The sequence below is a fragment of the Sphingomonas kaistensis genome (genome assembly GCF_036884275.1).
GTDB lineage: Bacteria > Pseudomonadota > Alphaproteobacteria > Sphingomonadales > Sphingomonadaceae > Sphingomicrobium > Sphingomicrobium kaistense_A.
In genome coordinates this window covers 754,624-778,605 of the sequence record NZ_CP145607.1, presented here as the reverse complement: position 1 = coordinate 778,605, position 23,982 = coordinate 754,624, and the positions used below count along the sequence as shown (strand labels likewise).

Sequence of the window (23,982 nt, the reverse complement as noted above, 5' to 3'; positions counted from 1 at the left end):
CCCCGGTCCATGGTCAAGGATGACGAGGTGAAGCAGAGCGCCTACATGCGGCTTCCATGACACAGGATCAGCAGGTGCATTCGGACGTCATCATCCTCGGCGGAGGGCTGGTCGGACTGGCCCTCGCCGCGGCGCTGGACAGCGCGGGGCTGCGCTCGGTGATCGTCGATCCGGCCGATCCCGACAGCCGCAAGGACGTGGCGTTCGACGGCCGCACCACCGCCGTATCGTCCTCCAGCATGCGGATGTTCCGCCAGATCGGTGTGCTCGATCACCTGGCCGCGGAGGGCTGCCCGATCGGTGCGATCCGCGTCGCCGACGGTCTGGCGCCCGGCGGCCTGACCTTTGAACCGGGCGAGGATGGCGAGCCCTTGGGCGTGATGCACGAGAATCGCCACCTGCGCGCCGCGCTGCTGGCGCGGGCCGAGGCGGGAGCGAATATCTCGCTGTGCTGGAAGGCCAGAATCGCAGAAGTCGTGCTAGACGATTTCTCGGGTCGGGTGCGGCTGGAGGACGGGCGTGAATATGCGGCGCCGCTAATCGTCGGGGCCGAGGGTCGCCGGTCGCCGAGCCGCGAGGCCGCGGGCATCCGCATGGCGCGCTGGTCGTACAAGCACACCGCGATCGTCTCGACCCTCGCGCACGAACGCCCGCACGAGCAGATTGCCTACGAAATCTTCTATCCCGCCGGCCCCTTCGCGCTGCTGCCGATGACCGACCTCGCCGACGGCACGCACCGTTCCGCACTGGTCTGGTCGATCGCCAACGACAAGGCGGCGGGGCTGCTGAAGCTCGACGACACGGCGTTCGCGGCCGAAGCGCAGGCGGCGATGGGCGGATTTTTGGGCGACATCCGCCTGCTGACGCCGCGCTCCTCCTATCCACTCGGTTTTCACCATGCGACCCGGATCACTGACCGCCGACTGGCGCTCGTCGGCGACGCGGCGCATGCGATCCACCCGATCGCCGGGCAGGGCGTCAATCTCGGCTTTCGCGATGCCGCGGCGCTGGCCGAGGTAATGGTCGATGGCGCACGGCTGGGGCTCGACCTCGGCGACGCGCAGCTGCTCGCCCGCTATCAGCGCTGGCGCGCGCTCGACGCCTTCAGCGTGGCACTGGCGACCGACGGGCTGACCCGGCTCTACGGCGTACCCGGCAAGGCGGCGTCGATGGTGCGGCGTCTGGGGATGGGAGTGGTCGACCGGCTGGGCCCGCTCAAGCACAAGCTCAACGCCGCCGCACGCGGGAACAGTGGCGATCTCCCTAGATTGCTGTCGGGCGAAGCGCTGTAAGGCCTATTGCATCCGCGGGCTGACGTCGCCGCCGCCCTGCGCCAGCCGCAGGAACTGCATGAGCTGGATGAGCAGCTCGGCGCGGGTCGGCAGTTCTTCTTCCTCGAGCAGAGCCTGCTTGGCCCCACCGTCGAACGGCGCGACCTGGGCGATGGCGTTGACCAACATCTCGTCGTCGAGCCGCTCGACCGCTTCCCAGTCTACGGTCAGCCCCATGGCGTCACCCAGCAGGCGCGCTTCCTGCTCGACCGCGGCGCGCAGCACCGACGGTAGCGCATCGGGTTCGTTCTCGGCATCCTCGCCCGGCACGACGTCGGCCTGGCGATAGGGCGTTCCGACGTCGGCCTCGGCAATCAGGCGAAAGCGGGTGGTGCCTTGCAGCACGATGTTGAAGCGCCCGTCACTGAGTTCTTCCATGCCGACGATCTCGCCGATGCAGCCCACCCGGTAGAGTTCAGGATTGCCGAGCCCGTCGTCGGGCAGCGCCTTGGGCTGGATCATCCCGATCAGCCCGCCGCCGGCCACCGCATCCTCGACCATCTGGCGATAACGCGGTTCGAAGATGTGCAGCGGCAGGTGGCTGCGCGGAAACAGGATCGCCCCGCCGAGCGGGAACAAGGGTAAGCGAAGGGGCGCCGCGCTCACGTGAACAGCAGGGCCGACAGGCGGCGGCGCTGGCTGCGTGCCCACGGGTCTTCCAACCCCTGCGCTTCGAGCAACTGGAGAAAGCGCGTCCGCGCCGCGCCCTCGTTCCAATTACGATCGCGGCTGACGACCTCGAGCAAGGCGTCGGCGGCTTCGTCGCGGCGACCGGCGGCCATCAGCGCATTGGCCAGCTCCATCCGCGCTTCGTGATCGTCGGGATTGGCGGCGAGGCGCTGTTCGAGCCCCGCGGTATCCACCGCCGGCGCCGCCGCGATGTCGAGCGCGGCGCGCGCGCGCGCCACGGCGGCGTCACTCTGTGCGGTCTCGGGCAGGCCGTCGAGCACCGCCCTCGCCTCGTCCGCGCGACCCAGCGCGATCAGCGCGCGGGCAAGACCACCGGCGACCTCGGGATGATCGGGATCCATCTCGGCGATCTGGCGGAAGATATTCTCGGCCCGCTCGGCATCTCCGCCCGCAAGAACCTCTTCGCCCATCGCGATCAGCGGCTCGATCTCGGCTTCCAGCGCCTGCGCTTCGCCCTTGACCGGCAATTGGCCGAGCAACTGGTCGAGCACGCGCTTGATCTGCCCTTCGCTCCGATATTGCGTCAGGTCGGCGACCGGCTGTCCGCCGAAGATGGCGTAGACGGTCGGGATCGAGCGGATTTGGAACTGCGCGGCGACGACCTTTTCCTCGTCGACGTCGACCTTGACCAGCACCACGCCCTTGTCGGCATAATCGGCCGCGACCTTTTCGAGCACGGGGCCGAGCTGCTTGCAGGGCCCGCACCATTCCGCCCAGAAGTCGAGGATGACCAGCTTGTCGAGGGAGGGCTGAAGCACCCGCTCCTGGAAGCTGCGAATCGCTTCGCGTTCTTCAGCGCTCATTCCAAGAGTGGCCACGTGTCTGGTGCTTCCTTCCCAATGGTGCTGGCGGGCATATGGGCCGGCTGCCCCCTTCCGCCAAGACTCACAACCGAATGGCGATGAAAGGGTTGCCAGCCCCGATGGCCATTGCTAACGGGCCCCCACCCAGACGGCGCGAGCCGCCGTCGCATGGCGCCAGAGCGGGCGTAGCTCAGGGGTAGAGCACAACCTTGCCAAGGTTGGGGTCGAGGGTTCGAATCCCTTCGCCCGCTCCAGCAGCGTTCGGCTGCTAACCCTCGAAATTCTTGTTAGCGCTCCGCCCGGAGGGCTACGCTGTGGGTTCGAATCCCTTCGCCCGCTCCAGCGGTCCCTTCGGATCGCCCTTCTCAACCGAACTATGATCTAGCGAGCGAGCAGCGCTGCGCCCTCGATCTGATCGAGTGCGCGGTGCGCGGCGATATAGGTGCGCGCGTCGGCGACCCATTTGGGCGCGGCCGAAATGCCCGGCAGGCGCATCGCTTCGGCCAGCGCCTGGTCGACCTGGCCGGTGCCCAGCCGCGCTTCCGCACGATCAAAGGTCGCGACCGGGCGCTGGCTCGGCTGGTCGGCGCGGCGGATGGTGACGAGATTGCCCATTTCCTGCCGCACGGTCTGCCACAGGCTGGCATTCTCGGGCGCGGCCTTGAGACGCGGGGCGAGCAGGGCGAAATCGGTGGTCAGCTGGTCGAGCCGGACCGGACGGCGCGAAGCGGTGATAATCGTCGCCACCGCCTGCGGGTGAGTCGGGCCGAAGCGTTCGGTCAGCAGGGGTTCGAGATAGCCGAGCGCCACACCGCGATCGATCGCCCGCCGCGCGGCAAAGGCGACCAGCAGCGCATCGGCACGCCCGGCCGAGCTTTCCGCCCGGGTGGTGGCGCTTTCGACCCGCGCCAGCCGGGCTTCGAGGGTGGCGACGCGGGCCTCGGTCGCGGGGAGCGAATCGACGGCGGTCGGCGGGAGTGCCGTCGTGGTCGAAAGCGCGCCCATCTGTTGCGGCTGCGGCTGGGCGAGGGCGTCGGCGGGGGGTTGGAGCCCGGCGAGGCGCGCGGCTTCAGGGAAGCGGTTGAGCGCCCACACCGCGACAGCCCCGCCGAGGAGAAGGAGCAGCAAGGTGCCAAGAAGAATAGCGCTAAGGCTCGTCCGCCGGTGTCCGCCGCTGGTCGTCATCGGCGCTGTTCCTCGCACAGCTTGGCGGCGAGGGAAAGCAAGGCGCCGTCGCTGGGGCTAGTGGCCGCTTCGCAGCGATCCCAACCGGAGCCGCAGGCCGCCGCCGCGGCCGGGCTGATCGCCGCCACCCGCACGCGGTCCCGCGCCACTTTTGTCTCGGCGAGGCGACGCCCGGCGGCCGGCGAATGGATCAGCGCCACCGCGCCTTCGAGCAGCGACGAAGCGGGAAGTGGAAGGGGCGCCATCCGATAGACGGTGACGGAAGTGATCTGCTGACGAGGAACGTCGGGCAGAAGTCGCTCTTCCCCGGCGAGATGAAGGAGGCGCAGCCCGGGCGGCAAACGATCGAGCAGGCTTTCGACGCCCGCCTCTCCGACCGTCAGCACCTCGAGCCGGGCCGCCCGTGCCGCCTCTGCGGTCGCTTCGCCTACGGAATGCGCCGGGAGAGCGGGTAGCGGTCCGGCGAAGCGCACGGCGTTGGCGCTGGTGAGCAGCAGGCCGTCGAACCGATGGTCGGGGAGCGTCCAGTCGATCGCTTGCGCCGCGAACAGGGGGTGACGGCAGACCGTCAGGCCCAGCGCTTCAGCGCGCGCGGCAGTCGCGGTCGCGCCGGGTTCAGGGCGGAGGACAACGAGAGGTCTCACGCGGGATTGAAGAGCAGCCGAACTTCCGGCGGCGCGCGGTCGAGGAGGTCGGCGGCGAGCGCTCGCCCGGCGGCCTCTTCGTCGCCTTCCGCCGCGCGGACTTCGCCGGCGACATGCGCCGCACCGTCGCTGCTCAGCAATTCGGCGCGAAGCCAAAGACTGCCGTCGCCTTCGACCAGCCCCAGCGCCGCGACCGGCGAATGGCACGAGCCGCCGACCCCGCGGCAAAAAGCGCGCTCGGCAGTCACCGCGCGGCGGGTCGGCTTGTCGTCGATCGCCTTCAACAGCGCGCGGGTTTCCGAATCATCCTTGCGGCATTCGATCGCGATGGCGGCCTGACCCGGCGCGGGCAGGAAGTCGGCTATCTCGATCGGCCGCCCTTCTTCGATCCCCAGCCGGTCGAGCCCGGCGGCGGCGAGAAAGGTCGCCTCGTAAGCGCCGCTGGCAATGTGATTGAGCCGCGTCGCGACATTGCCACGCATGATCGAGACTTGCAGGTCAGGCCGCCGCCGAAGCAATTGCGCGGTACGGCGCGGCGAGGACGTGCCGACTTTCGCGCCTTGGCTCAGCGCCTCGATCGAACGGGCCCCAATCAGCCGGTCGCGAACATCGGCGCGGGGCAGAAAGGCGGCGATGCAGAGGTTATCGGGCCGCTCGCTTTCGACATCCTTGCAGCTGTGCACCGACAATTGCGTGGTGCCGCCCAGCAGGAACTGGTCGAGCTCCTTGGTCCACAGCGCCTTGCCGCCGATCTCCGCCAGCGCACGGTCCTGCACCCTGTCACCGGTGGTCCGGACCTCGTGCAGCGCAACCGCACCCGGTTCCCATCCATGAGCGGCTTCCAGCGCGGCGGCGGTGGCGCGGGCCTGTGCCAGCGCCAGCGGGGACGAGCGGGTTCCGGCAAGCAGGCGCGAAGTCATGGCCTTCCCCTTGCCAGAGCGGCAAGCGAACCGCAAAGGCCCCAACAGATGACGCTGATCCTCGGCCTTGAATCCTCCTGCGACGATAGCGCGGTGGCGCTGGTCACCAGCGACCGGCGGATCGTTGCGCAACGGGTGGTCGGCCAGAACCAGGCCCATGCCCCGTTCGGCGGCGTGGTGCCCGAAATCGCCGCGCGGGCGCACGTCGAAGTGCTCCCTGGCCTCGTGCGCGAGGTGCTGGACGAGGCCGGCGTCGCGCTCAGCCAAGTCGACGCGATCGCCGCCACCGCCGGACCGGGGCTGATCGGTGGCGTCATGGTGGGGCTGCTGACCGGCAAGGGACTGGCGCTGGCGAGCGGCAAGCCGTTGGTCGCGGTCAATCATCTCGAAGGCCATGCGCTGTCGCCGCGACTGGTCGATCCCGCGCTCGGCTTTCCCTACCTCCTGCTGCTGGCCAGCGGCGGACATTGCCAATTGCTCGAAGTGCGCGGGGTCGGCGACTATCGCCGGCTTGGCACTACCATCGACGATGCCGCTGGCGAAGCCTTCGACAAGGCGGCCAAGCTTCTCGGCCTGCCCTACCCCGGTGGCCCGGCGATCGAAGCGCTGGCAAAGGACGGCGATCCGCGCGCCGTGCCGCTGCCCCGGCCACTGCTCGGAAGCGCCGAACCGCATTTCTCTTTCGCCGGACTCAAGAGCGCAGTGCAGCGCGCGGTCGCCGCCGGCACGCATAAGCCCGCCGATATCGCCGCGAGCTTCCAGCAGGCGGTGGTCGATTGCTTCATCGATCGCACCCGCCGCGCACTGGCCGTCAGCGACGCGCCGGCGCTGGTGGTCGCAGGCGGGGTCGCGGCCAATTCGGTGGTTCGCGCGGCGCTCGAGGACCTCGCAGCCGAGCAGGGCCGCGCTTTCTCGGTCCCGCCGGGCTGGCTGTGCACCGACAATGCCGCCATGATCGCCTGGGCCGGGGCGGAACGGTTCGCGGAAGGCTTGGTCGATGGGCTCGACGCCCCGGCCCGGGCGCGCTGGCCGCTGGACGAGAGCGCCGAAGCCGTGCGCGGGGCAGGAGTGAAGGCATGAAGGTCGGAGTGATCGGTGGCGGCGCGTGGGGCACCGCGCTGGCGCAAGTCGCGGCGCAGGGCGGCGAGACCCTGCTGTGGGCACGCGAGCCCGAAGTCGCCGCCAGCATCGCCGACACGCGCGAAAACGCGCTGTTCCTGCCGGGCGTGCCGTTGTCGAACGCGATCCGGCCGACCGCCGACCTCTCCGACCTAGCCTCTTGCGACGTCTGGCTGGTCGTCACCCCCGCGCAGCACATGCGGCAGGTGCTGGAAACCGCGCCGGGCTGTCCCAAGGCGCTGCTGCTCTGTTCCAAGGGCATTGAGGAAGCCAGCGGCCAATTGCTGCATCAGGTCGCGCGGGAAACCTGCCGCGATGCTGCGGTGATGGTGCTGTCCGGTCCGACCTTCGCGCATGAGGTAGCGGCGGGATTGCCGACCGCGCTGACCCTCGCAGCCGAGATCGAAGCCGAAGCCGAAGCGATCCGCGCCCGCCTCGCCCGGCCCTCCTTCCGCATCTACCTCAGCGACGACGTCGCCGGGGCGGAAGTCGGCGGGGCAGTCAAGAACGTGTTGGCAATCGCCTGCGGCGTGGTCGAGGGCCGCGGTCTGGGACAGAATGCCCGCGCCGCCCTGATTGCGCGCGGTTTCGCCGAAATGACCCGCTTCGGCCTCGCCCGCGGCGCCCGGGCGGAAACGCTTGCGGGCCTGTCGGGGCTCGGCGATTTGGTGCTCACCTGCTCCTCGACCAGCAGCCGCAATTTCTCGCTCGGCAAGGGGCTCGGCCAAGGCCGCCCGGCGGCCGAGTTGATGGCCGACCGCCGCACCGTCGCCGAAGGCGCATTCACCGCGCCGGTCCTGCGCCGCTTGTCCGAACAGGAAGGTGTCGACATGCCGATCGTCGCGGCGGTGGACGATCTGCTGTCAGGCCGTGCCAGCGTCGATGCGGTGCTGGAGCGGCTGCTCGCTCGTCCCCTACGCCTCGAAAGGCATTAGAAATCCCACGCGATTCCCTTCTTCTCCCAATCGCCGTAGCGCGTGGGATCGAGCCGCGGCTTGTCGCCGGCGGGCGGCGGCGCGGGCTCGGCGGGTTCTGGCTCGGGCACCGGGGGCGACTTGCTGAGATAAGCGGGTGGCTTGAGATTTTTCGGGCGCGGCATGACGGGGGAGATGGGCGTTGAAGCGGCCGCAGCCAAGGGGTCCTGAAGCCGGGGTCGAGGCGCGCCGCGCGGCGCTGCGCATCCTCGACCGGGTGGTGCGCAGCGGGCAGACCATGGATTCGGCGGTGCAGGGGCTGAAGCTCGAACCGTCCGACCAGAGCCTCGCGCTGGCCATCGCCGGGGAAACGCTGCGCCGCCTGCCGCTGCTCGACCGGCTGATCGACGGCGCAACGCGGCAAGTGCTGCCCGACGATGCCAAGGCGCGGATGGTGCTTCGCCTCGCGCTCGCCCAGCGGATCGCGCTCAACGTGCCCGACCATGCGCTGGTCGCAACCGCTTTGCCGTTGGTCGAGGGCGGCCCGCGGCGGCTGGTGCACGGCGTGCTCGGCACTCTGCTGCGTGGCAGCTTGCCCGGTGCCGACGAAGGCGCTTTGCCCGCCACGGTCGAGGAGCGCTGGACCGGCGCCTGGGGCGAAGAAGCGGTGGCAGCGGCCCGCCGCGCCATCGTCCGCCGCCCCCCGCTCGATCTCAGCTTCCGCAGCCACGAGGAAGCCCTCGCCTTTGCCGCGGCCGATGGCGGCGTCAGTCTCGCCGAACGCCATGTCCGCCTAGCCGACGCCCGCCCGGTAACGAGCCTGCCTGGTTTCAGCGAAGGCCGCTGGTGGATCCAGGACCTCTCTTCCACCCTGCCGGCGCGGATGATCCCGGCCGACGCCGCCCGCGTCCTCGACGCCTGCGCGGCGCCCGGCGGCAAGACATTGCAGATCGCCGCCGCCGGCCATGCCACCACCGCACTCGACCGCTCGGAAAGTCGTCTGGCGCGACTTCGCCAAAATCTTGCCCGCACTGGACTTGAAGCCGCGATCGTCGTCGACGATGTGCTCGGCTTCACGCCGGAGGAGCCCTTCAATGCGGTCCTGCTCGACGCGCCCTGTTCGGCCACCGGCACCTTCCGCCGCCACCCCGAAGTGCTGCTCCGGGCCTCCGAACGGATCATCCGCGAAAGCGCCGAGCTGCAAGGCCGCCTGCTCACCGCCGCCGCCCAATGGGTACGGTCCGGCGGCACCCTGGTCTATGCCGTGTGCAGCCTCGAGCCGCAGGAAGGCGAGGACATCATCGCCGCCTTCCTCGCCGGACACGCCGACTACACCCTCGCCGAACAGCGCCGCGTGCTTCCCGGCGAACTGGAAGAACAAGGCGGAATGGACGGCTTCTTCACCGCTCGCCTTGTGCGCCGGGCCTAGTCCCGTCTAATCGGTCCCATGGCCCAGCCGATCATCGCGCCCTCGATCCTTTCTGCCGACTTCGCCCGGCTCGGCGAAGAGGTCCGCGCGATCGATGCGGCAGGCGCCGACTGGATCCACATTGACGTCATGGACGGGCATTTCGTGCCCAACCTCACCATCGGGCCGATGGTGGTGAAAGCGCTCCGCCCACACAGCGCCAAGCCGTTCGACGTCCACCTGATGATCAGTCCGGTCGATCCGTTGCTCGACGCCTTCGCCGAAGCGGGCGCGGACATCATCACCGTCCATCCCGAAGCCGGCCCGCACCTCCACCGCACGCTTCAGCGGATCCGCAGCCTCGGCAAGAAAACCGGCGTGTCGCTCAATCCCGCGACCCCGGCCAAGATGCTCGACTACGTGCTGGACGAAATCGACCTCGTGCTGGTGATGAGCGTCAATCCGGGGTTCGGTGGGCAGAAATTCATTGCCTCGCAGCTGCGCAAAATCGAAGCGCTGGCCAAGCGCATCGCGAAGGAAGGGCTCGACGTCACGCTCGAGGTCGATGGCGGTGTCGATGCGACCATCGCCCGCCAGTGCGTCGATGCAGGCGCGACCGCCCTGGTCGCCGGCACCGCGGCCTTCCGCGGCGGACCCGACCACTACGCCGCCAACATCGCCGCGCTGAAAGCCGCGCCGTGAGCAAGGGCGGGGGCGGTCTTTCCCGGCTCGCGACCCTGCCGCTTTTGCAGCGGCTGGCCTCGCGCGGAAAGCCGCCCCTGCGCCTGATCGGCGTCGCCCGCGATCATGTCACCGGGTCCAAGGCCCGCGGCGAACAATTGCTGGCCGGCCGCTTCGTCAGCGGCGGCGAAGTGGTCGAGCTTCAGGATCTCAACTGGAGCCAAATCGACCCCGCCACCCCGGTCGGCGCCGAACTGCACGGCTTTGGCTGGCTGCGCGATCTCGCCGCGGCCGCCACCCGCGAAAAAGGCGCGCCGCTGGCCGAGGATCTCGCCGGGCGCTGGCTGCTCGCCCACGGCGCCAAGGTCGATGCGGCGTGGACCCCGGCACTGTGGGGCGAGCGGCTGCTGTTCTGGCTGGCCTATGCGCCCTACCTTCTGTCGCGGCGCGATGCGGAGTATCGCTCGGCCCTCCTCAACACCGCCGCCCGCGCCTCCCGCCACCTCGCGGGCACGGCCGACGAAGCGGCGCCCGGCCTGCCGCGCATCACCGCCTGGGCGGGGCTGACCGCCGCCTGCCTGTTGCTTTCCTCCGGCACCGCGCGGCTGGCGAAAGCCGAATCCGGCCTGTCGCGAGCGCTCGCCAGCGCGCAATATGAGGACGGCGGACTGATGAGTCGCTCGCCCGCCGAACAAGCTGCCTTGGTCGATCGCCTCGGCTTGCTCCGCGCCGCCTATGCCGCTGCCCGCCACGAATTTCCGCAAGGGTTCGAAGATGCGGGCGCCGCGGCGCTGGCGGCGCTTCATGGCGTCATCATGGGCGACGGCTCGCTCGGCGCCTGGCAGGGCGGCAACGAAGGCAGCCGCGCCGCGCTCGCCGCCCTGATCGAAGGCTGCGGCTTTCGCGCCCGGCCCCTGCGCAATCCACGTGGCTGGGGTTATCATCGCCTGAGCGCGCTCGGCACTATCCTTGTCATCGACGCCGCTCCGCCGCCCGCCCGCAAGCTGACGCGCAGCGGGTCGGCCTCGACCCTCGCGCTGGAGCTGAGCGACGGGCAGCAGAAATTGGTCGTCAATTGCGGCGGCCCCGGCCCGCATAGCGCCGGCCTCCCCGAAGGCCTCGCCGCGGCGCTGCGTACCACCGCCGCCCACTCCACGCTGACGCTCGCCGATACCAACAGCACCGCGATCCAGCCCGACGGATCGCTCGGCCGCGGGGTCGAGGAAGTGCCGGTGACCCGCTCCGAAGACAATGACGCCAGCCGGATCGAAGCCAGCCACGACGGCTATGTCCGCGGCTTCGGGCTGGTCCACGACCGCGCCCTCAGCCTCGGCAACGACGGCAAGGAGATTCGCGGGCTCGACCGGTTGGTCTCTCGCGGGCGCAAGAAGATCCGCGAGGACGTGCCCTTCGCCCTTCGCTTCCACCTCGCGCCCGGGGTCGAAGCGGTGCCGACCGCCGACGGACTCGGCGCCTTGATCCGCTCGCCCGGTGCCCCGCCCTGGAACTTCCGCTGCCGCGGGGCGCAGCTCGGGCTCGAGGAAAGCGTGATCGTCGACAGCGCGGGCACACTCCGCTCCACCCTCCAGCTGGTGCTGGTCGGCGAGGTGTCGCACCTCGGCGCCGAGATCGGCTGGCAATTCCGCCGCTCCAGCTAGGACACTCATGACCGACCTCGTTCCCGTTCGCCGCGCGCTCCTGTCCCTGTCCGACAAGAGCGGGCTCGACACCCTCGCCGCGGGGCTTGCCGCCCACGGGGTCGAACTGGTTTCGACCGGCGGCACCGCGGCGAAACTGCGCGAGCTTGGTCACAGCGTGCGCGACGTCAGCGAGCTGACCGGCTTTCCCGAAATGATGGACGGGCGGGTCAAGACGCTTCACCCCACGGTCCATGGCGGCCTGCTGGCGGTGCGCGACGATGCGGCCCACGCCGCCGCCGCAACCGATCACGGCATCGGCTATATCGATCTCGTCGTGATCAACCTCTACCCGTTCGAGAAGACGGTGGCGGGCGGTGCTGATCGCGACACGATCATCGAGAATATCGACATCGGCGGCCCGTCGATGGTCCGCTCCGCCGCCAAGAATCACCGCTACGTCGCCTGCCTAACCGACGCGGCGGACTATCCCGCGCTGCTCGCCGACATGGAGGCCAATGGCGGCGGGACGTCATGGGACTTGCGCAAGCGCCTCGCCGCCGCCGCCTTTGCCCGCACCGCCGCTTACGACAGCGCGATCGCAAGCTGGTTCGCCTTCGCCGATCAGGGCCAGCAGCTTCCCGCCACCCTGCCGCTGGCGATGACCAAGGCGAGCGATCTGCGCTACGGCGAGAACCCGCATCAGTCGGCCGCGCTCTACGTGCCCCAGACCGGCGGCGCGGCAGGCGTCGGCGGTGCGCGGCAGGTGCAGGGCAAGGAGCTCAGCTACAACAATCTGAACGACGCCGACGCCGCGCTCGAGCTGCTGTCCGAATTCCGCGACGGCGAGCCCGCCTGCGTCATCGTCAAGCACGCCAATCCGTGCGGCGTCGCCGAAGGCGCGACCGTCGCGCAAGCCTATGAAGCCGCCTTCCGCTGCGACAGCGTGTCCGCTTTCGGCGGGATTGTCGCGGTCAATCGCCCTCTCGACGGCGCAACGGCGCGGGCGATCACCGACATCTTCACCGAGGTGGTGATCGCGCCCGATGCCGACGAGGACGCGCTGGCGGTCTTCGCGGGCAAGAAGAATTTGCGCCTGCTGCTGACCGGCACCTTGCCCGACCCCCGCCGCCCCGGCCTTACGCTCAAGAGCATCACCGGCGGCCTGCTGGTCCAGTCGCGCGACAATGGCGTGATCCTGCCCTCGGAGCTCAAGGTCGTCACCAGGCGCCAGCCGACGGCGCGCGAGGTTTCCGATTGCCGCTTCGCCTGGACGGTCGCCAAGCACGTCAAATCGAACGCCATCGTCTATGCCAAGGACGGCGTCACCGCAGGCATCGGCGCGGGCCAGATGAACCGCCGCGATTCGGCGCGGATCGCCGCCGCCAAGGCGCGCGAGGCGGCCGAGACCTTTGGCTGGGACCAGCCGCGCACGCTCGGCTCCGCGGTCGCCAGCGACGCGTTCTTCCCCTTCGCCGACGGGCTGCTGGCCGCGGTCGAGGCGGGCGCAACGGCGGTGATCCAGCCCGGCGGCTCGATCCGCGACGATGAGGTGATCGCGGCGGCGGACGAGGCGGGACTGGCGATGCTGTTCACCGGGATGCGCCACTTCCGACACTGACCGTCGTCCCGGCGCAGGCCGGGATCTCAGGCGACCGAAGCGCCTTTGCCGAACGAGGTCCCGGCCTCCGCCGGGACGACGGCAATCAGCGCGGCGCCTGTCCGCTCGTGCCCGGTGCCGGCAGGTCGACGGCGATATCCTTTTTCTTCATCTTGAAGAGCAGGCGGTCCTCGGGTCCGAAGCCCTTCAGCCAGATGATCAGCCCGAACGAGGCGAGGATCAGCGGCGCGCCGAAACTGAGCTGAAGCCACTCGGGCATGAAATGGGTCAGTTGCCCGACCGCGATCGCCGCGGCGGCGGCCCAGATCAACGGCCAGCGCCAGCCGCTGACCGGCGCGCCGAGCAGTTTGCCCGCCAGCCGCGCCTTGGTCACCGCCGCAAAGGCGAGCGCCAGGCAGAGCGCGACGGCCGGTGCGGTGGCCTGCCATGCCGGCGGCCAACCGAGGCGGCGGAACAGCAGGATCAGCGCCACGGTCAGCACCGCTTGAAGCGCCAGCATGGCGAGACTCAGCATCATGTTGCGATGCCGCGCGACATAGATCAGCGCGGCTTCGCTGGTGGTGGCGGTGGCGGCGATGACCTCGGCGCCGAGCAGGAAGATCAGCGCCGCGGTGCCGGCAACGAACACCGGCCCGACAAGCCCCATCACGCCCTCGCCCGGGATCCCGAGCGCCAGCGCCACCGCAGCCTGCGCGGCGATCACCCAGAAACCGACTTGGCGGATCTGCCTCGCAACCCCAACCCGGTCGCCGTCCTCGAGGCTACGGCTGATCACCGGGCCGAGAATGGGGTCGAAGCTGGTCTTCAATTTGCTCGGCAGCGAAGCGACGTTCTGCGCGACGTAATAGATGCCGACCAGCGCCGGCGTCGCGAACAGGCCGAGGATGGCGAGGTCGATGCGGCGACTGGCCCATTCCACCGTGTCGGCGGCGGCGACCGGCATGTAGCGGCGGGCAAGGTTCCAGCTTTCGGACGGGTTGGGACGCCAGCCCGCGGCGCGGCCATAGGTGCGGAAGAACGGGATGGCCGAGGCGATCAGCGCGCCGATCATCGACAGCGCATAGGCGAAGATCAGGCCGTCGCGCTTGGAAATGAAGGCGAACGCCAGCGCGGCGATGCTGATCGTCCACGGCTCGACGATGGCGCGGGCGCGCACGGTGGCGCCGACATCGTGGCGATAAGCGAGCGCGGCCAGCATGACGTCGCTCCACGCCAGCGCCAGCACCGCGACGGGAAGCAGCCATTCGAGCCCGTAAATCTCCGAATTGGGAAACATGATCCGCGGAAATGCAAACAGGATAGCCATGCCCAGAACGGCAGCCATCAGCGCGACCAGCAGCGCGTCATAGGTCACGCAGACATGCGGCTTGTCGGTCTTGCTGAGCTGCTGCGCGAGCCCGCGCTTCAGGCCAAGCGTCGCAAGTTGCGCGACGAACTCCACCACCAGCACCGCATAGGCGAAACGGCCCAGCGCCTCGGCGCCGTACATTCGGCCGGCGATGAACAGGAATGGCAGCCGCGCGGCGAGGCGCAGTAGGAAGCCCAGGAAGTTGATCCGCCCGCCCCGCGCCAGCGCCGCAAGATCATTGTCGGGGGCGGCCGCCGCCGCGGGCTCACTCAATGCGCGACGCCCCAGTTGGCGCCCCAGCCCACCTCGACGCTCAGTGGCACGTCAAGCTGCACCACCGGCTCGGCCGCCGACGCCATGACGTCACGGATCACCTGCGCGGCGCGCTCTTCGTCGCCGTGCGGCACTTCGAACACCAGTTCGTCGTGCACCGACAGCAGCATCCGCGTGCCGCTGAGACCCGCTGCCGCGAGCGCGTCCGGCATCTTCACCATCGCGCGCTTGATGATGTCGGCGCTGGTGCCCTGGATCGGGGCATTGATCGCGGCCCGCTCGGCGCCTTGGCGCAGGTTCATGATGCTCGACCGGATGTTGGGAAAATGTGTCTTGCGCCCGAACAGGGTCGTGCTGAATCCGCATTCGCGGACCTGCTGAAGCGTGGTCGAGATGTAGTTTTTGATGCCGGGGAATTGCTCGAAATAGCGGTCGATCATGTCCTTGGCTTCGTCGCGGCCAATCCCCATCCGCCCGGCGAGGCCGAAGGCGGAGATGCCGTAAAGAATCGCAAAGTTGATCGTCTTGGCCTTGTTGCGGCTTTCCTTGGACGTGTCTCCGAACACTTGGCTGGCGGTGATGGTGTGGATGTCGTCGCCGCGCGCGAAGGCTTCCTTCAACTCGGGCACGTCGGCGAAATGCGCGGCAAGGCGAAGTTCGATCTGGCCGTAATCGGCGCTGAGCAAGCTGTGACCCTCCTCGGCGATGAAGGCGTTGCGGATGCGCGCGCCGATCTCGGTCCGTATCGGGATATTCTGCAGATTGGGGTCGTTTGACGACAACCGCCCGGTCTGCGCCGCCGCCAGCGCATAGCGGGTGTGCACTCGCCCGCTCTTGGGATCGATCTGCGCCTGCAACGCGTCGGTGTAAGTGACGCGCAGCTTGGTCAATTGTCGCCATTCGAGCACCCGGCGCGCGACCTCGACGCCCTCGGCCTCGAGCCGCTCGAGCTCCGCCTGGTCGGTCGAATAGGCCCCCGACTTGCCCTTGCGCCCGCCTTTGAGGCCAAGCCGGTCGTAAAGCACCTGGCCCAATTGCTGGGGCGAACCGATGGTGAAGGGGCCACCTGCCACCTCGTAGATGACCTCCTCCAGCCGCGCGGTCTCGGTCGCGAAGGTTTCGGACAGTTCGGCGAGATAAGCGCGGTCGACCTTGATCCCCTCGCGCTCCATCTGCCCGACCACCGGGACCAGCGGCAGATCGACCATGCGGTAGACCCGCGTCGCCTTTTCCGACGCGAGCCGATGCTCGATCCGGTGCCACAGCCGCCACACCATGTCGGCATTCTCGGCGGCATATTCGGTCGCCGCCGCGATCGGCGCATCGCCGAAGCGGATGGTCTTCTGCCCAGTCCCGCACACCGCTTTCAGCGGCAAGCAGGCATGCTCGAAGTGGCGCTTCACCATCTCATCGAGACCATGCCCGAAGCGCCCGCTGTCGAGCGCGAAGCTCGCCAGCATCACGTCCTCGCCGGCGGCAACCGCGATGTCGTGGTCGGCAAGCAAGCGCTGCTGGTCCTTGAGGTTATGGGCAATCTTGAGGACCGCCTCGTCCTCCAGCAGCGGCTTCAGCAGCTTGAGGCCGTCGGCCAACTTGAGCTGCGCAGGCCCCTCGCTCAGCAGATCCCCGCCGCCATGCCCGAGCGGGACATAGGCCGCGCGGCCCGGTGCCAGCGCAAGGCTCACCCCGGCCAGGCCCTCGGCCAAACCGTGCCCACCGTCGCCTTGCAGATCGATGGCGACCCGGCCCTGCGTTCGCGCTTCGGCGAGCCACTCCTCCAGTATGGCGGCGTCGGAAATGGTAAGATAGGCCGACCGATCGACGCTGATCGCTTCGGCTTCCCCCGGCCCCATCGGCAGCGGAGCCGCCGGCGCCGGCCGTTCGCCGTTCGATGGCCGCGACCCTTGGCCGACCATCCGGTTGAGCAAGGTCTTGAACCCCTGGTCGACCAGAAACTCGCGCAGCGGCTCTTCTGGAATGTTCTTGAGCTCGAGCGCCTCCAGCGGCTCGGGCAGATTCATCTCGCACACCAGCCGCACCAGCTCACGGCTCAGCCGCGCATTGTCGGCATGCTCGAGGAGGTTCTGACGCAGCTTGGGCTTCTTGATCCCGTCGGCAGCAGCCAGCACCGCTTCGAGGCTGCCATGCTCCTGGATCAGCTGGCTGGCAGTCTTGGGACCGATGCCCGGCACACCCGGCACGTTGTCGACGCTGTCCCCCATCAGCGCCAGCACATCGCCCAGCAGTTGAGGCGGCACGCCGAACTTGTCGACGACATAGGCACGGTCGATATGACGGTCGTTCATCGTGTCGAGCATGTCGACCGAGCCGTCGTCCTCGATCAGTTGCATCAGATCCTTGTCGGAACTGACGATCGTCACCTTCCACCCCGCCTCGCGCGCGGCGGCGGTGTAACAGGCGATGATGTCGTCGGCTTCCAGCCCGGCCTGCTCGATGCAGGGGATGGAAAACGCCCGCGTCGCGACGCGGATCAGCGGCATTTGCGGGACCAAGTCCTCGGGCGCGGGCGGCCGATGCGCCTTGTACTGGTCGTACATCTCGTTGCGGAACGAGCTCGACCCCTTGTCGAGGATCACCGCCATGTGGGTCGGGCCGTCGGCCTTGGACAGGCTCTCGGCGAGCTTCCACAGCATTGCGGTATAGCCATAGACCGCGCCGACATTCATGCCGTGCCGGTTGGTCAGCGGCGGCAGCCGGTGATAGGCGCGGAAGATGTAGCTCGATCCGTCGACGAGATAGAGGTGAGGCTGGGCGTCAGGCATGAGCAGGCGGCTTTAGCAGGTTCGCGGTCGCAGGAAACGCCCGCATTGCCGGGCTTGCCAGCGCCGTCTTCGGGGCCGATGACTGGGGCCATGTCCGAAAAGTTCGTTCGTCATAAGCAGCCGTGGACGCTCGACGAAAACGCCAAGCTCCACACGCTCGCCGGCAAGGGCATGGGCCTCAAGGCCATCGCCAAGGCGCTGACCCGAAGCGAGGAAAGCACGCAGGCGCAGGCCAAGGTGCTGAAGGTCAAGATCGCCAAGCTGCGCTGACGCCGTCCGCCGGTCGGTCTTGGCAGTCTGTCGAACCGCGGCGCCTCCTCGCCTAATCGCGCTTCGTGGCGGCATCGCTCTGCCTTAGCCCGCCAATCCAAGCGTGGCGGGATGCCGCACCGACAGGGAACAAGATCATGCCGCTTTTCTCCAGGCACGGCGCCATTCGCGGCGCTTGCCTGCTGTCCTGCTGCGTCGCCGCGCTGGCGGTGGCCGCTACTCCTGCGGCGGCACAGGAAGCGCCCGCCACCGGCGACGCGCCCCCGCCCGTCTCGACCCCGACCCGCGGCGGCAAGAAGGTGTTCACCCCGGCCGACTTCGCGCGCTACGCCCCGCGCTCGGCCTTCGACATGCTGTCGCAGGTGCCCGGCTTCAGCATCCGAGGCGAAGACGGCGGATCGCGCGGCCTCGGCCAGGCGAGCGGCAACGTGCTCCTCAACGGGAAGCGCCAGTCGGGCAAGTCGGCTGATCCCGTATCGACGTTGCAGGCGATCCCCGCCGACAATGTCCAGCGGATCGAGATCGTCGACGCCGCCGAACTCGACGTGCCGGGGCTGAGCGGCCAGATCGCCAATGTCGTCTACGAAGCCTCGACCAGGCCGAGCGGCCAGTTCAGCTATCGTCCCGAGTTCCGGGCCCATTACGCTCACCCGGTGTGGACCCGCGGCGATGTATCGGTCAGCGGCACAAGCGGGCCGGTCGAATATACGCTGGGGCTACGCAACGACGCCAGCCGCGGCGGCGCCGGGGGGCCGACCACCATCACCCGCGGCGGCACCCTGTTCGAAACGCGCGACGATGTCTTCACCAGCGATTTCGAGCAGCCCAAGCTCACCGGCCAGTTCAAGATCGACGGACCGGGTTCGTCGGTCGGCAACGTCAATCTGCTGCTTCGCCATTTCGATTACGATTACAACGAAACCAGCCGCCGCGACCGGGTCACCGGCGCCGACCTCGTTCGCCTCACCCGCCAGGCGCAGAAGGGCGAGAATTACGAGATCGGCGGCGACGTCGAGGTCGCGCTTGCCGGCGGCCGCTTCAAGCTGATCGGATTGGCCCGGGCATCGGACGAACCTTTCTTCCAGGAAGTCCTGACCAGCACCGACGATTCATCCGCCGACACCGGCAACCGGTTCGTGCAGGACGGCTCGTCGGCCGAGAGAATCGCGCGCGCCGAATATCGCTGGAAGATCGGACGCACCGACCTGCAGGTCTCGGGCGAAGCGGCTTACAACAACCTCGACCGAGCCAGCCGCCTGTTTGCCCTCAACGCCGCCGGCGATTTCGCCGAACTGCCGTTTCCGGACGGGAGCGGAAAGGTCAGCGAGGATCGCTACGAAGGCCTGCTCACCGTGGCCCGTCCGCTGGCCTCGAATCTGACCGCGCAGCTCGTGGTCGGGGCCGAGCATTCGACCTTGGTGCAGGAAGGCGCGGGCGGGAAGCGGCGCAGCTTTCTCCGGCCCAAAGGATCGCTCAACCTCGCGATGCAGGTGACCCCGCGGTTCAGCGCCAACCTCAAGTTCATCCGCCGGGTCGAGCAGCTTCAATTCGGCGACTTTCTCGCCCGGGTGTTCCTCGACAACGGCAATGCCAATGCCGGCAACCCCGACCTCGTGCCCGAACAGCAATGGCGGCTGGAGATGGAGCTCGCGCGCGATCTTGCGGCGTGGGGCAAGACCCGGCTCAATATCGCGGTGGCGCTGAAGGAAGATGTGGTCGACATCATTCCCATCGGGCTTACCGGCGAATCGCTCGGCAACATCCCGCATGCGCAGGGCGTCGGGATCGACTGGAACAGCACGTTTCAGCTCGATCCCATCGGGTGGAAGGGGGCGCGGGTCGATGTCCGGCTCTACACGCTGCTGAGCCGGATCCGCGATCCGCTGACGGGCGAGCGCCGTTCCTGGTCCTCGCGCACCGACCGGTTGGCCGAACTCGACCTTCGTCACGACGTCCCGCGCAGCAACTGGGCCTGGGGCGGCGGGATCAATTATGCGCACCAGACGCTCGCCTATCGCCTGAACGAAGTCGGGCGGCAGTATGAAGGGCCGGTCTGGACCAGCCTGTTCGTCGAGAACAAGGACGTGCTGGGACTGACGGTCCGCGCCAATGTGACCAATCTCACCAATGCCCGCAGCCGGTGGGACCGGATCGTCTACACCGGCCGCCGCAATCTCGCGCCGATCGATTTTGCCGAAAATCGTAACCGCTTGATCGGACCGATCTTTTCGCTTTCGGCGCGCGGCACTTTCTGACAGAAATTAACCTGAGTTTCGTTTCAGATCGCCAGTTGGAGCTTCGCGATGATTCTTTCCCTGCTCGCCTTCGCCCTCGCCGCCCAGCCGGTCCCCTCGTCTGCACCCGAGGTCGCCACCGCCCCCAAGGAAAAGAAGATCTGCCGCTCGGAGGTCGATACGGGCACCCGCGTCAACCGCCGCCGGACCTGCGCCACCAAACAGCAGTGGGAAGAGCGGCGTCAGGAACAGATCGATTCGATGGCAGTGGATCGCTCGCGCGCGGAACGTTCGGCGCCGTGCACCAGCCTGCCCTGCCGCTGATCAGGGAATCAGCACGGTGTCCTTGGCCTGGGCCAGGGTGCGCTGCCAGTCGCGGGTGAAGTGAAGCCCGCGGCTTTCGCGCCGCGACAGCGCCGAGCGGATGATGAGGTCCGCGACCTCGACCAGATTGCGTAGCTCGATGAGGTCGGGCGTCACCCGGAAGTGAGCGTAATAATCGGTCACTTCCTGGCGCAGCATGTCGATCCGCCGCTTGGCCCGTTCCAGCCGCTTGGTGGTGCGGACGATGCCGACGTAGTTCCACATGAACCGGCGGATCTCGCCCCAGGTTTGGGCGATCACCACTTCCTCGTCGCTGTCGGTGACCCGGCTTTCGTCCCATTCGCGGACCTTGGCCAGCGGAGGCAGCTCGTCCCACCGCGCCAAGATGTCGCGCGCCGCCGCTTCGCCGAACACCAGGCATTCGAGTAGCGAGTTGGACGCCAGGCGGTTGGCGCCGTGAAGCCCGCTTTCGGTCACCTCGCCCGCCGCATACAGCCCCGCCGCATCGGTCCGACCGGCCAGATCCACTACCACCCCGCCGCAGGTGTAATGCTGCGCTGGCACAACCGGGATCGGCTCCCTGGTCATATCGATGCCGAGGCCGATCAGCTTGTCGTAGATGTTGGGGAAATGCTCGCGCACGAAGGAGGGATCGCGGTGCGAGATGTCGAGGTGGACGTAATCGAGGCCATCGCGCTTGATCTCATTGTCGATCGCCCGCGCCACCACGTCGCGCGGCGCCAACTCGGCCCGATCGTCATAATCGAGCATGAAGCGATGGCCGGTCAGCGGATGCTTGAGGATTCCGCCTTCGCCGCGCACCGCCTCGGTGATCAGGAAGTTCTTGGTCTCGAGGTGATACAGGCAGGTCGGGTGGAACTGCATCATCTCCATGTTGGACACGCGGCACCCCGCGCGCCACGCCATGGCGATCCCGTCCCCGGTCGCCCCGCGCGGCGCGGTGGAATAAAGATAGACCCGTCCCGCGCCGCCGGTCGCCAGCACCGTCGCCCGCGCGGTCAGCGTCTCGACCTTCTTAGTCTTGCGATTGAAGGCGTAGAGCCCGCGCACCCCGCCGTCGGTCGAGAAGCGTTCTTCGTTGCGACCGGTGATGAGGTCCACCGCGACCATGTCGGGCAGCAGCACGATATTGGGGTTGGCGGAAGCGGCGCGTTCCAGTGCTTCCTGCACCGCCCAGCCGGTGGCGTCGGCGACGTGGACGATGCGCCGGTGGCTGTGCCCGCCCTCACGCGTCAGGTGCAACGCGCCGCCCTCTTCCGCGAATGGCACGCCGAGCTCGATCAGGCGCTTGATCGCGGCGGGCGCAGCGCCGACCACATGCTCGACGACGTTGCGGTCGTTCAGCCCAGCGCCGGCGATCATGGTGTCCTCGACGTGCGACTCGAAGCTGTCGCCTTCCTCGAGCACCGCGGCGATCCCGCCCTGCGCCCAGCCGGTCGCGCCTTCGCCGAGCGAGCCCTTGGCAATCACCGCCACACGGCGATGCTCTGCGAGATTGAGCGCGGCGGTCAGCCCGGCCGCACCCGAGCCGATTACCAGCACATCGAACGATTGCGTCACTGGCGGCGCACCAGGCTCAGGAACACGTCCTCGAGGTCGGGCTCGCGGGTCACCACATCGACGATATTCAGCCCGTCACGCTGCAGCGCCGCCAGCACCTCGCCCGCATTCACCTTGTCCTTCTGGTAGGTGATGGCGAGGTTTCGGCTGCCCTCGAGCGTCACCCGGTCGAAACAGATATTGGCCGGCACCTGATCGAGATCGCGGTCGATCGTCACCACCACATTCTTCTCCTGAGCGCGGCTGAGAAGAGTCTTGGTCGGTTCGTTGGCGACCACCTTGCCGTGATTGATGATCGCGATCCGATCGCAAAGCTGCTCGGCTTCCTCGAGATAATGGGTGGTGAGGATCACCGTCACACCCGACGCGTGCAATTGCTTCACATAGGCCCACAATTGCTGGCGAAGCTCGATGTCGACGCCTGCGGTCGGCTCGTCGAGGACCAGGATCGGCGGCGAATGGACCATCGCTTTGGCCACCAGCAACCGCCGCTTCATGCCGCCCGACAGCGTGCGGCTATAGGCATGCGCCTTGTCGGAAAGGCCCATGGCGGCAAGCAGTTCGTCACTGCGCCGTTCCTTGGGCGGCACGCCATACAGCCCGGCCTGAATCTCCAGTGCCTCACGCGGGGTGAAGAAGGGATCGAACAAGATCTCCTGCGGGACGATCCCGATCGACAGCTTCGCATTGCGCGGATGCTGGTCGATGTCGAAGCCCCAGATGTCGACCTTGCCCTCGCTCTTGCCGACCAGCCCGGCGAGAATGTTGATCAGCGTCGACTTGCCCGCGCCATTGGGGCCCAGCAGACCGAAGAACTCGCCCTGCCGCACCTCCAGCGAGACTCCGTCCAGCGCGCGCTTCCCGCCCGCATAGGTCTTGCCGAGGTCGGTGATTCGGATCGCTGGAACGGGGCTGCTCATGGGTCAGGACGCTTAGCGGGGTGCCCCCGGCGGAGGAAGCCAAAGTGGTAAATTGAAGATTTACCTTACTTCGTAGGGTGGATTTGATGTTAACCAGCCTAACGCGATCGGCATGCGGCCGCTGCGTCCCTTTCTATTTCTCGTGATGCTTGCCGCCTTTCCCGCGGTGGCCGAGGCGCAACAGCAACCGCCGCGCTCAGCCAACCCGCGCGCGATCGCCGGCGGCACCTTCCTCCACCCGCTGACTTTGATCACCCGGACCAACCTCGATTTCGGGCTGGTCGCGACCACCGGTGCCGGAACCGTCGTCATCGATCCGGTCACCAGCCGCCTCACGACCACCGGTCTCGTCACCTCGCTTGGCGGAAATCCGCGGCCGGCGAACTTCGTCGGCGCGGCGCGCAGCACCTCGGTAGTGATCATCCGCATTCCCAAGTCGCCGATCACCATCCGCCGCGCCGGCGGTACCGAGACCATGACCGTGCGCGACTTCACCTTGGAAGGACAGGACAAGCGCTCGCTGGCCCGGATGGAAGCCTTTTCGTTCAATGTCGGCGCTACCCTGGTGGTCGCCGCGGGCCAGGCCGAAGGGGTCTATTCGGGCGAATTCGACGTCACCGTCCAATATCCCTGAACAGGCACCAATCGCTAATTTCCAGCCTTAACGAGCGCTTGAGGACGCCCCTTCAAGCGTCGTTACGAGATTTCGCACCATTTTGGATGGGTTCAACAAATGTGGGGAACCCAAGGACATGCGCTTTCACTTCGCTCTCGCGGCGCTCGCCGCCACCGCCGCTTTCGCGACGCCGGCTTTCGCCCAATCCGCCCCCGTCACCAGCTCTGACTCGATCGAAGCGCGTGCGCTTCTGATCCAGCCGGCGACCATTCAGCGGGTCGACGATCTCAGCTTCGGCACCATTATCGCTACGCCGAGTGCGTCGGGCAACGTGACCATTGATGCCAACACCGGCCTGCGCGTGGTCGGAGCGGGACTTACCGGCTCGGTCAGCGATCAGGGCCAGCGCGGTCGCTTCATCGGTAACGGCGTTCCGCTGAGCAGCGTAAATCTTACCGCCGCCTTTCCGAACGTACTGGTAAACACCGCCGACAATTCCGCCGGTGTGACCTTCTCCAATGGTTCGCTCGACCTCGCCAGCGCGACCGGGTCGCGCATCATTGGCCCGACCGGTGTGTTCTATGTCGGCGTGGGTGGGACGATCACCATCGCCACCAATCAAATGCCTGGCCTGTACACGGGCACGGTCACGCTGACCGCCGACTTTCAATAAGCACCCC

At 68.0% G+C, this 23,982-nt stretch carries 22 protein-coding genes and 1 tRNA gene; 13 read left to right on the top strand and 10 right to left on the bottom strand.

Going from position 1 to position 23,982, the window contains the following annotated elements; all coding sequences use genetic code 11:
* The first annotated feature begins 56 nt into the window (after positions 1-56).
* Positions 57-1,292 carry an FAD-dependent monooxygenase gene (locus tag V6R86_RS03705; protein ID WP_338502217.1) on the top strand — a complete coding sequence of 412 codons (1,236 nt, stop codon included), beginning with the start codon at positions 57-59 and terminating at the stop codon, positions 1,290-1,292.
* Between the two features lie 3 nt (positions 1,293-1,295).
* Here the strand turns inward: V6R86_RS03705 and V6R86_RS03700 are convergent, their stop codons facing one another.
* Both V6R86_RS03700 and V6R86_RS03695 read right to left on the bottom strand, forming a co-directional pair.
* Positions 1,296-1,937: an LON peptidase substrate-binding domain-containing protein gene (locus tag V6R86_RS03700; RefSeq protein ID WP_338502215.1), complete on the bottom strand. Its 642-nt coding sequence runs from the start codon at positions 1,935-1,937 to the stop codon at positions 1,296-1,298.
* Positions 1,934-2,839: a tetratricopeptide repeat protein gene (locus tag V6R86_RS03695; RefSeq protein WP_338502213.1), complete on the bottom strand. Its 906-nt coding sequence runs from the start codon at positions 2,837-2,839 to the stop codon at positions 1,934-1,936. Before V6R86_RS03695 ends, V6R86_RS03700 begins: the two co-directional genes overlap by 4 nt.
* A 164-nt stretch (positions 2,840-3,003) precedes the next feature.
* Between V6R86_RS03695 and V6R86_RS03690 the strand changes: the two genes are divergently transcribed.
* Positions 3,004-3,078 (top strand) — tRNA-Gly (locus V6R86_RS03690).
* 127 nt (positions 3,079-3,205) lie between these two features.
* Here V6R86_RS03690 and V6R86_RS03685 read toward each other — a convergent pair.
* The 3 genes from V6R86_RS03685 to hemC are packed head-to-tail and all read right to left on the bottom strand — an operon-like array spanning position 3,206 to position 5,573.
* Positions 3,206-4,009 carry a hypothetical protein gene (locus V6R86_RS03685; RefSeq protein ID WP_338502211.1) on the bottom strand — a complete coding sequence of 268 codons (804 nt, stop codon included), beginning with the start codon at positions 4,007-4,009 and terminating at the stop codon, positions 3,206-3,208.
* Entirely contained in the window at positions 4,006-4,653 is a 648-nt protein-coding gene (locus V6R86_RS03680) for a uroporphyrinogen-III synthase (RefSeq protein ID WP_338502209.1), read from the bottom strand. Before V6R86_RS03680 ends, V6R86_RS03685 begins: the two co-directional genes overlap by 4 nt.
* Positions 4,650-5,573 (bottom strand): hydroxymethylbilane synthase, encoded by a 924-nt coding sequence (gene hemC / locus V6R86_RS03675; RefSeq protein ID WP_338502208.1) that lies wholly within the window; start codon positions 5,571-5,573, stop codon positions 4,650-4,652. The genes V6R86_RS03680 and hemC overlap by 4 nt, the downstream gene beginning before the upstream one ends.
* A gap of 48 nt (positions 5,574-5,621) precedes the next feature.
* Here hemC and tsaD point away from each other — a divergent pair, with 48 nt between their 5' ends.
* Positions 5,622-6,653 (top strand): tRNA (adenosine(37)-N6)-threonylcarbamoyltransferase complex transferase subunit TsaD, encoded by a 1,032-nt coding sequence (tsaD, locus tag V6R86_RS03670; RefSeq protein ID WP_338502206.1) that lies wholly within the window; start codon positions 5,622-5,624, stop codon positions 6,651-6,653.
* Positions 6,650-7,627, top strand: a complete 978-nt coding sequence (locus tag V6R86_RS03665; RefSeq protein WP_338502204.1) for an NAD(P)H-dependent glycerol-3-phosphate dehydrogenase — start codon at positions 6,650-6,652, stop codon at positions 7,625-7,627. The genes tsaD and V6R86_RS03665 overlap by 4 nt, the downstream gene beginning before the upstream one ends.
* Here the strand turns inward: V6R86_RS03665 and V6R86_RS03660 are convergent.
* Positions 7,624-7,791 (bottom strand): DUF1674 domain-containing protein, encoded by a 168-nt coding sequence (locus V6R86_RS03660; protein ID WP_338502202.1) that lies wholly within the window; start codon positions 7,789-7,791, stop codon positions 7,624-7,626. The genes V6R86_RS03665 and V6R86_RS03660 overlap by 4 nt on opposite strands.
* 17 nt (positions 7,792-7,808) lie before the next feature.
* On the opposite strand from V6R86_RS03660, the gene V6R86_RS03655 reads away from it, so the two are divergent.
* From V6R86_RS03655 to purH, 4 genes are read left to right on the top strand one after another with little or no spacing between them, the layout of a single operon-like run.
* Positions 7,809-9,035 (top strand): RsmB/NOP family class I SAM-dependent RNA methyltransferase, encoded by a 1,227-nt coding sequence (locus V6R86_RS03655; RefSeq protein WP_338502200.1) that lies wholly within the window; start codon positions 7,809-7,811, stop codon positions 9,033-9,035.
* Positions 9,036-9,053: 18 nt separating this feature from the next.
* A complete protein-coding gene (gene rpe, locus V6R86_RS03650) occupies positions 9,054-9,716 on the top strand; it encodes a ribulose-phosphate 3-epimerase (protein ID WP_338502199.1) in 663 nt (220 codons plus the stop codon).
* Positions 9,713-11,353 carry a heparinase II/III family protein gene (locus tag V6R86_RS03645; RefSeq protein WP_338502197.1) on the top strand — a complete coding sequence of 547 codons (1,641 nt, stop codon included), beginning with the start codon at positions 9,713-9,715 and terminating at the stop codon, positions 11,351-11,353. The genes rpe and V6R86_RS03645 overlap by 4 nt, the downstream gene beginning before the upstream one ends.
* Before the next feature lie 7 nt (positions 11,354-11,360).
* Positions 11,361-12,953, top strand: a complete 1,593-nt coding sequence (gene purH, locus V6R86_RS03640) for a bifunctional phosphoribosylaminoimidazolecarboxamide formyltransferase/IMP cyclohydrolase (protein WP_338502195.1) — start codon at positions 11,361-11,363, stop codon at positions 12,951-12,953.
* Positions 12,954-13,038: 85 nt separating this feature from the next.
* Here the strand turns inward: purH and V6R86_RS03635 are convergent, their stop codons facing one another.
* Together V6R86_RS03635 and polA are read right to left on the bottom strand one after the other, a co-directional pair.
* The gene (locus V6R86_RS03635) at positions 13,039-14,574 is read right to left on the bottom strand and encodes a lipopolysaccharide biosynthesis protein (protein WP_338502194.1); all 1,536 of its coding nucleotides are present in this window, start codon (positions 14,572-14,574) and stop codon (positions 13,039-13,041) included.
* Positions 14,571-17,357 (bottom strand): DNA polymerase I, encoded by a 2,787-nt coding sequence (gene polA, locus V6R86_RS03630; RefSeq protein ID WP_338502192.1) that lies wholly within the window; start codon positions 17,355-17,357, stop codon positions 14,571-14,573. The genes V6R86_RS03635 and polA overlap by 4 nt, the downstream gene beginning before the upstream one ends.
* A gap of 90 nt (positions 17,358-17,447) precedes the next feature.
* Here polA and V6R86_RS03625 point away from each other — a divergent pair, with 90 nt between their 5' ends.
* From V6R86_RS03625 to V6R86_RS03615, 3 genes are all read left to right on the top strand, one after another.
* Positions 17,448-17,627: a hypothetical protein gene (locus tag V6R86_RS03625; RefSeq protein ID WP_338502191.1), complete on the top strand. Its 180-nt coding sequence runs from the start codon at positions 17,448-17,450 to the stop codon at positions 17,625-17,627.
* 137 nt (positions 17,628-17,764) lie between these two features.
* Positions 17,765-19,882 carry a TonB-dependent receptor plug domain-containing protein gene (locus V6R86_RS03620; protein WP_338502189.1) on the top strand — a complete coding sequence of 706 codons (2,118 nt, stop codon included), beginning with the start codon at positions 17,765-17,767 and terminating at the stop codon, positions 19,880-19,882.
* Between the two features lie 48 nt (positions 19,883-19,930).
* Complete coding sequence (locus tag V6R86_RS03615; RefSeq protein WP_338502187.1) at positions 19,931-20,185, top strand: hypothetical protein; 255 nt, start codon at positions 19,931-19,933, stop codon at positions 20,183-20,185.
* Here the strand turns inward: V6R86_RS03615 and nadB are convergent, their stop codons facing one another.
* Both nadB and V6R86_RS03605 read right to left on the bottom strand, forming a co-directional pair.
* Complete coding sequence (gene nadB, locus V6R86_RS03610) at positions 20,186-21,766, bottom strand: L-aspartate oxidase (RefSeq protein ID WP_338502185.1); 1,581 nt, start codon at positions 21,764-21,766, stop codon at positions 20,186-20,188. It lies immediately after the preceding gene.
* A complete protein-coding gene (locus V6R86_RS03605; RefSeq protein ID WP_338502183.1) occupies positions 21,763-22,686 on the bottom strand; it encodes an ABC transporter ATP-binding protein in 924 nt (307 codons plus the stop codon). The genes nadB and V6R86_RS03605 overlap by 4 nt, the downstream gene beginning before the upstream one ends.
* A 112-nt stretch (positions 22,687-22,798) precedes the next feature.
* Between V6R86_RS03605 and V6R86_RS03600 the strand changes: the two genes are divergently transcribed.
* Together V6R86_RS03600 and V6R86_RS03595 are read left to right on the top strand one after the other, a co-directional pair.
* Positions 22,799-23,320, top strand: a complete 522-nt coding sequence (locus V6R86_RS03600) for a DUF4402 domain-containing protein (RefSeq protein ID WP_338502181.1) — start codon at positions 22,799-22,801, stop codon at positions 23,318-23,320.
* A 118-nt stretch (positions 23,321-23,438) separates the two neighbouring features.
* Positions 23,439-23,975 (top strand): DUF4402 domain-containing protein, encoded by a 537-nt coding sequence (locus V6R86_RS03595; RefSeq protein WP_338502179.1) that lies wholly within the window; start codon positions 23,439-23,441, stop codon positions 23,973-23,975.
* The last annotated feature ends 7 nt before the right edge of the window (positions 23,976-23,982 follow it).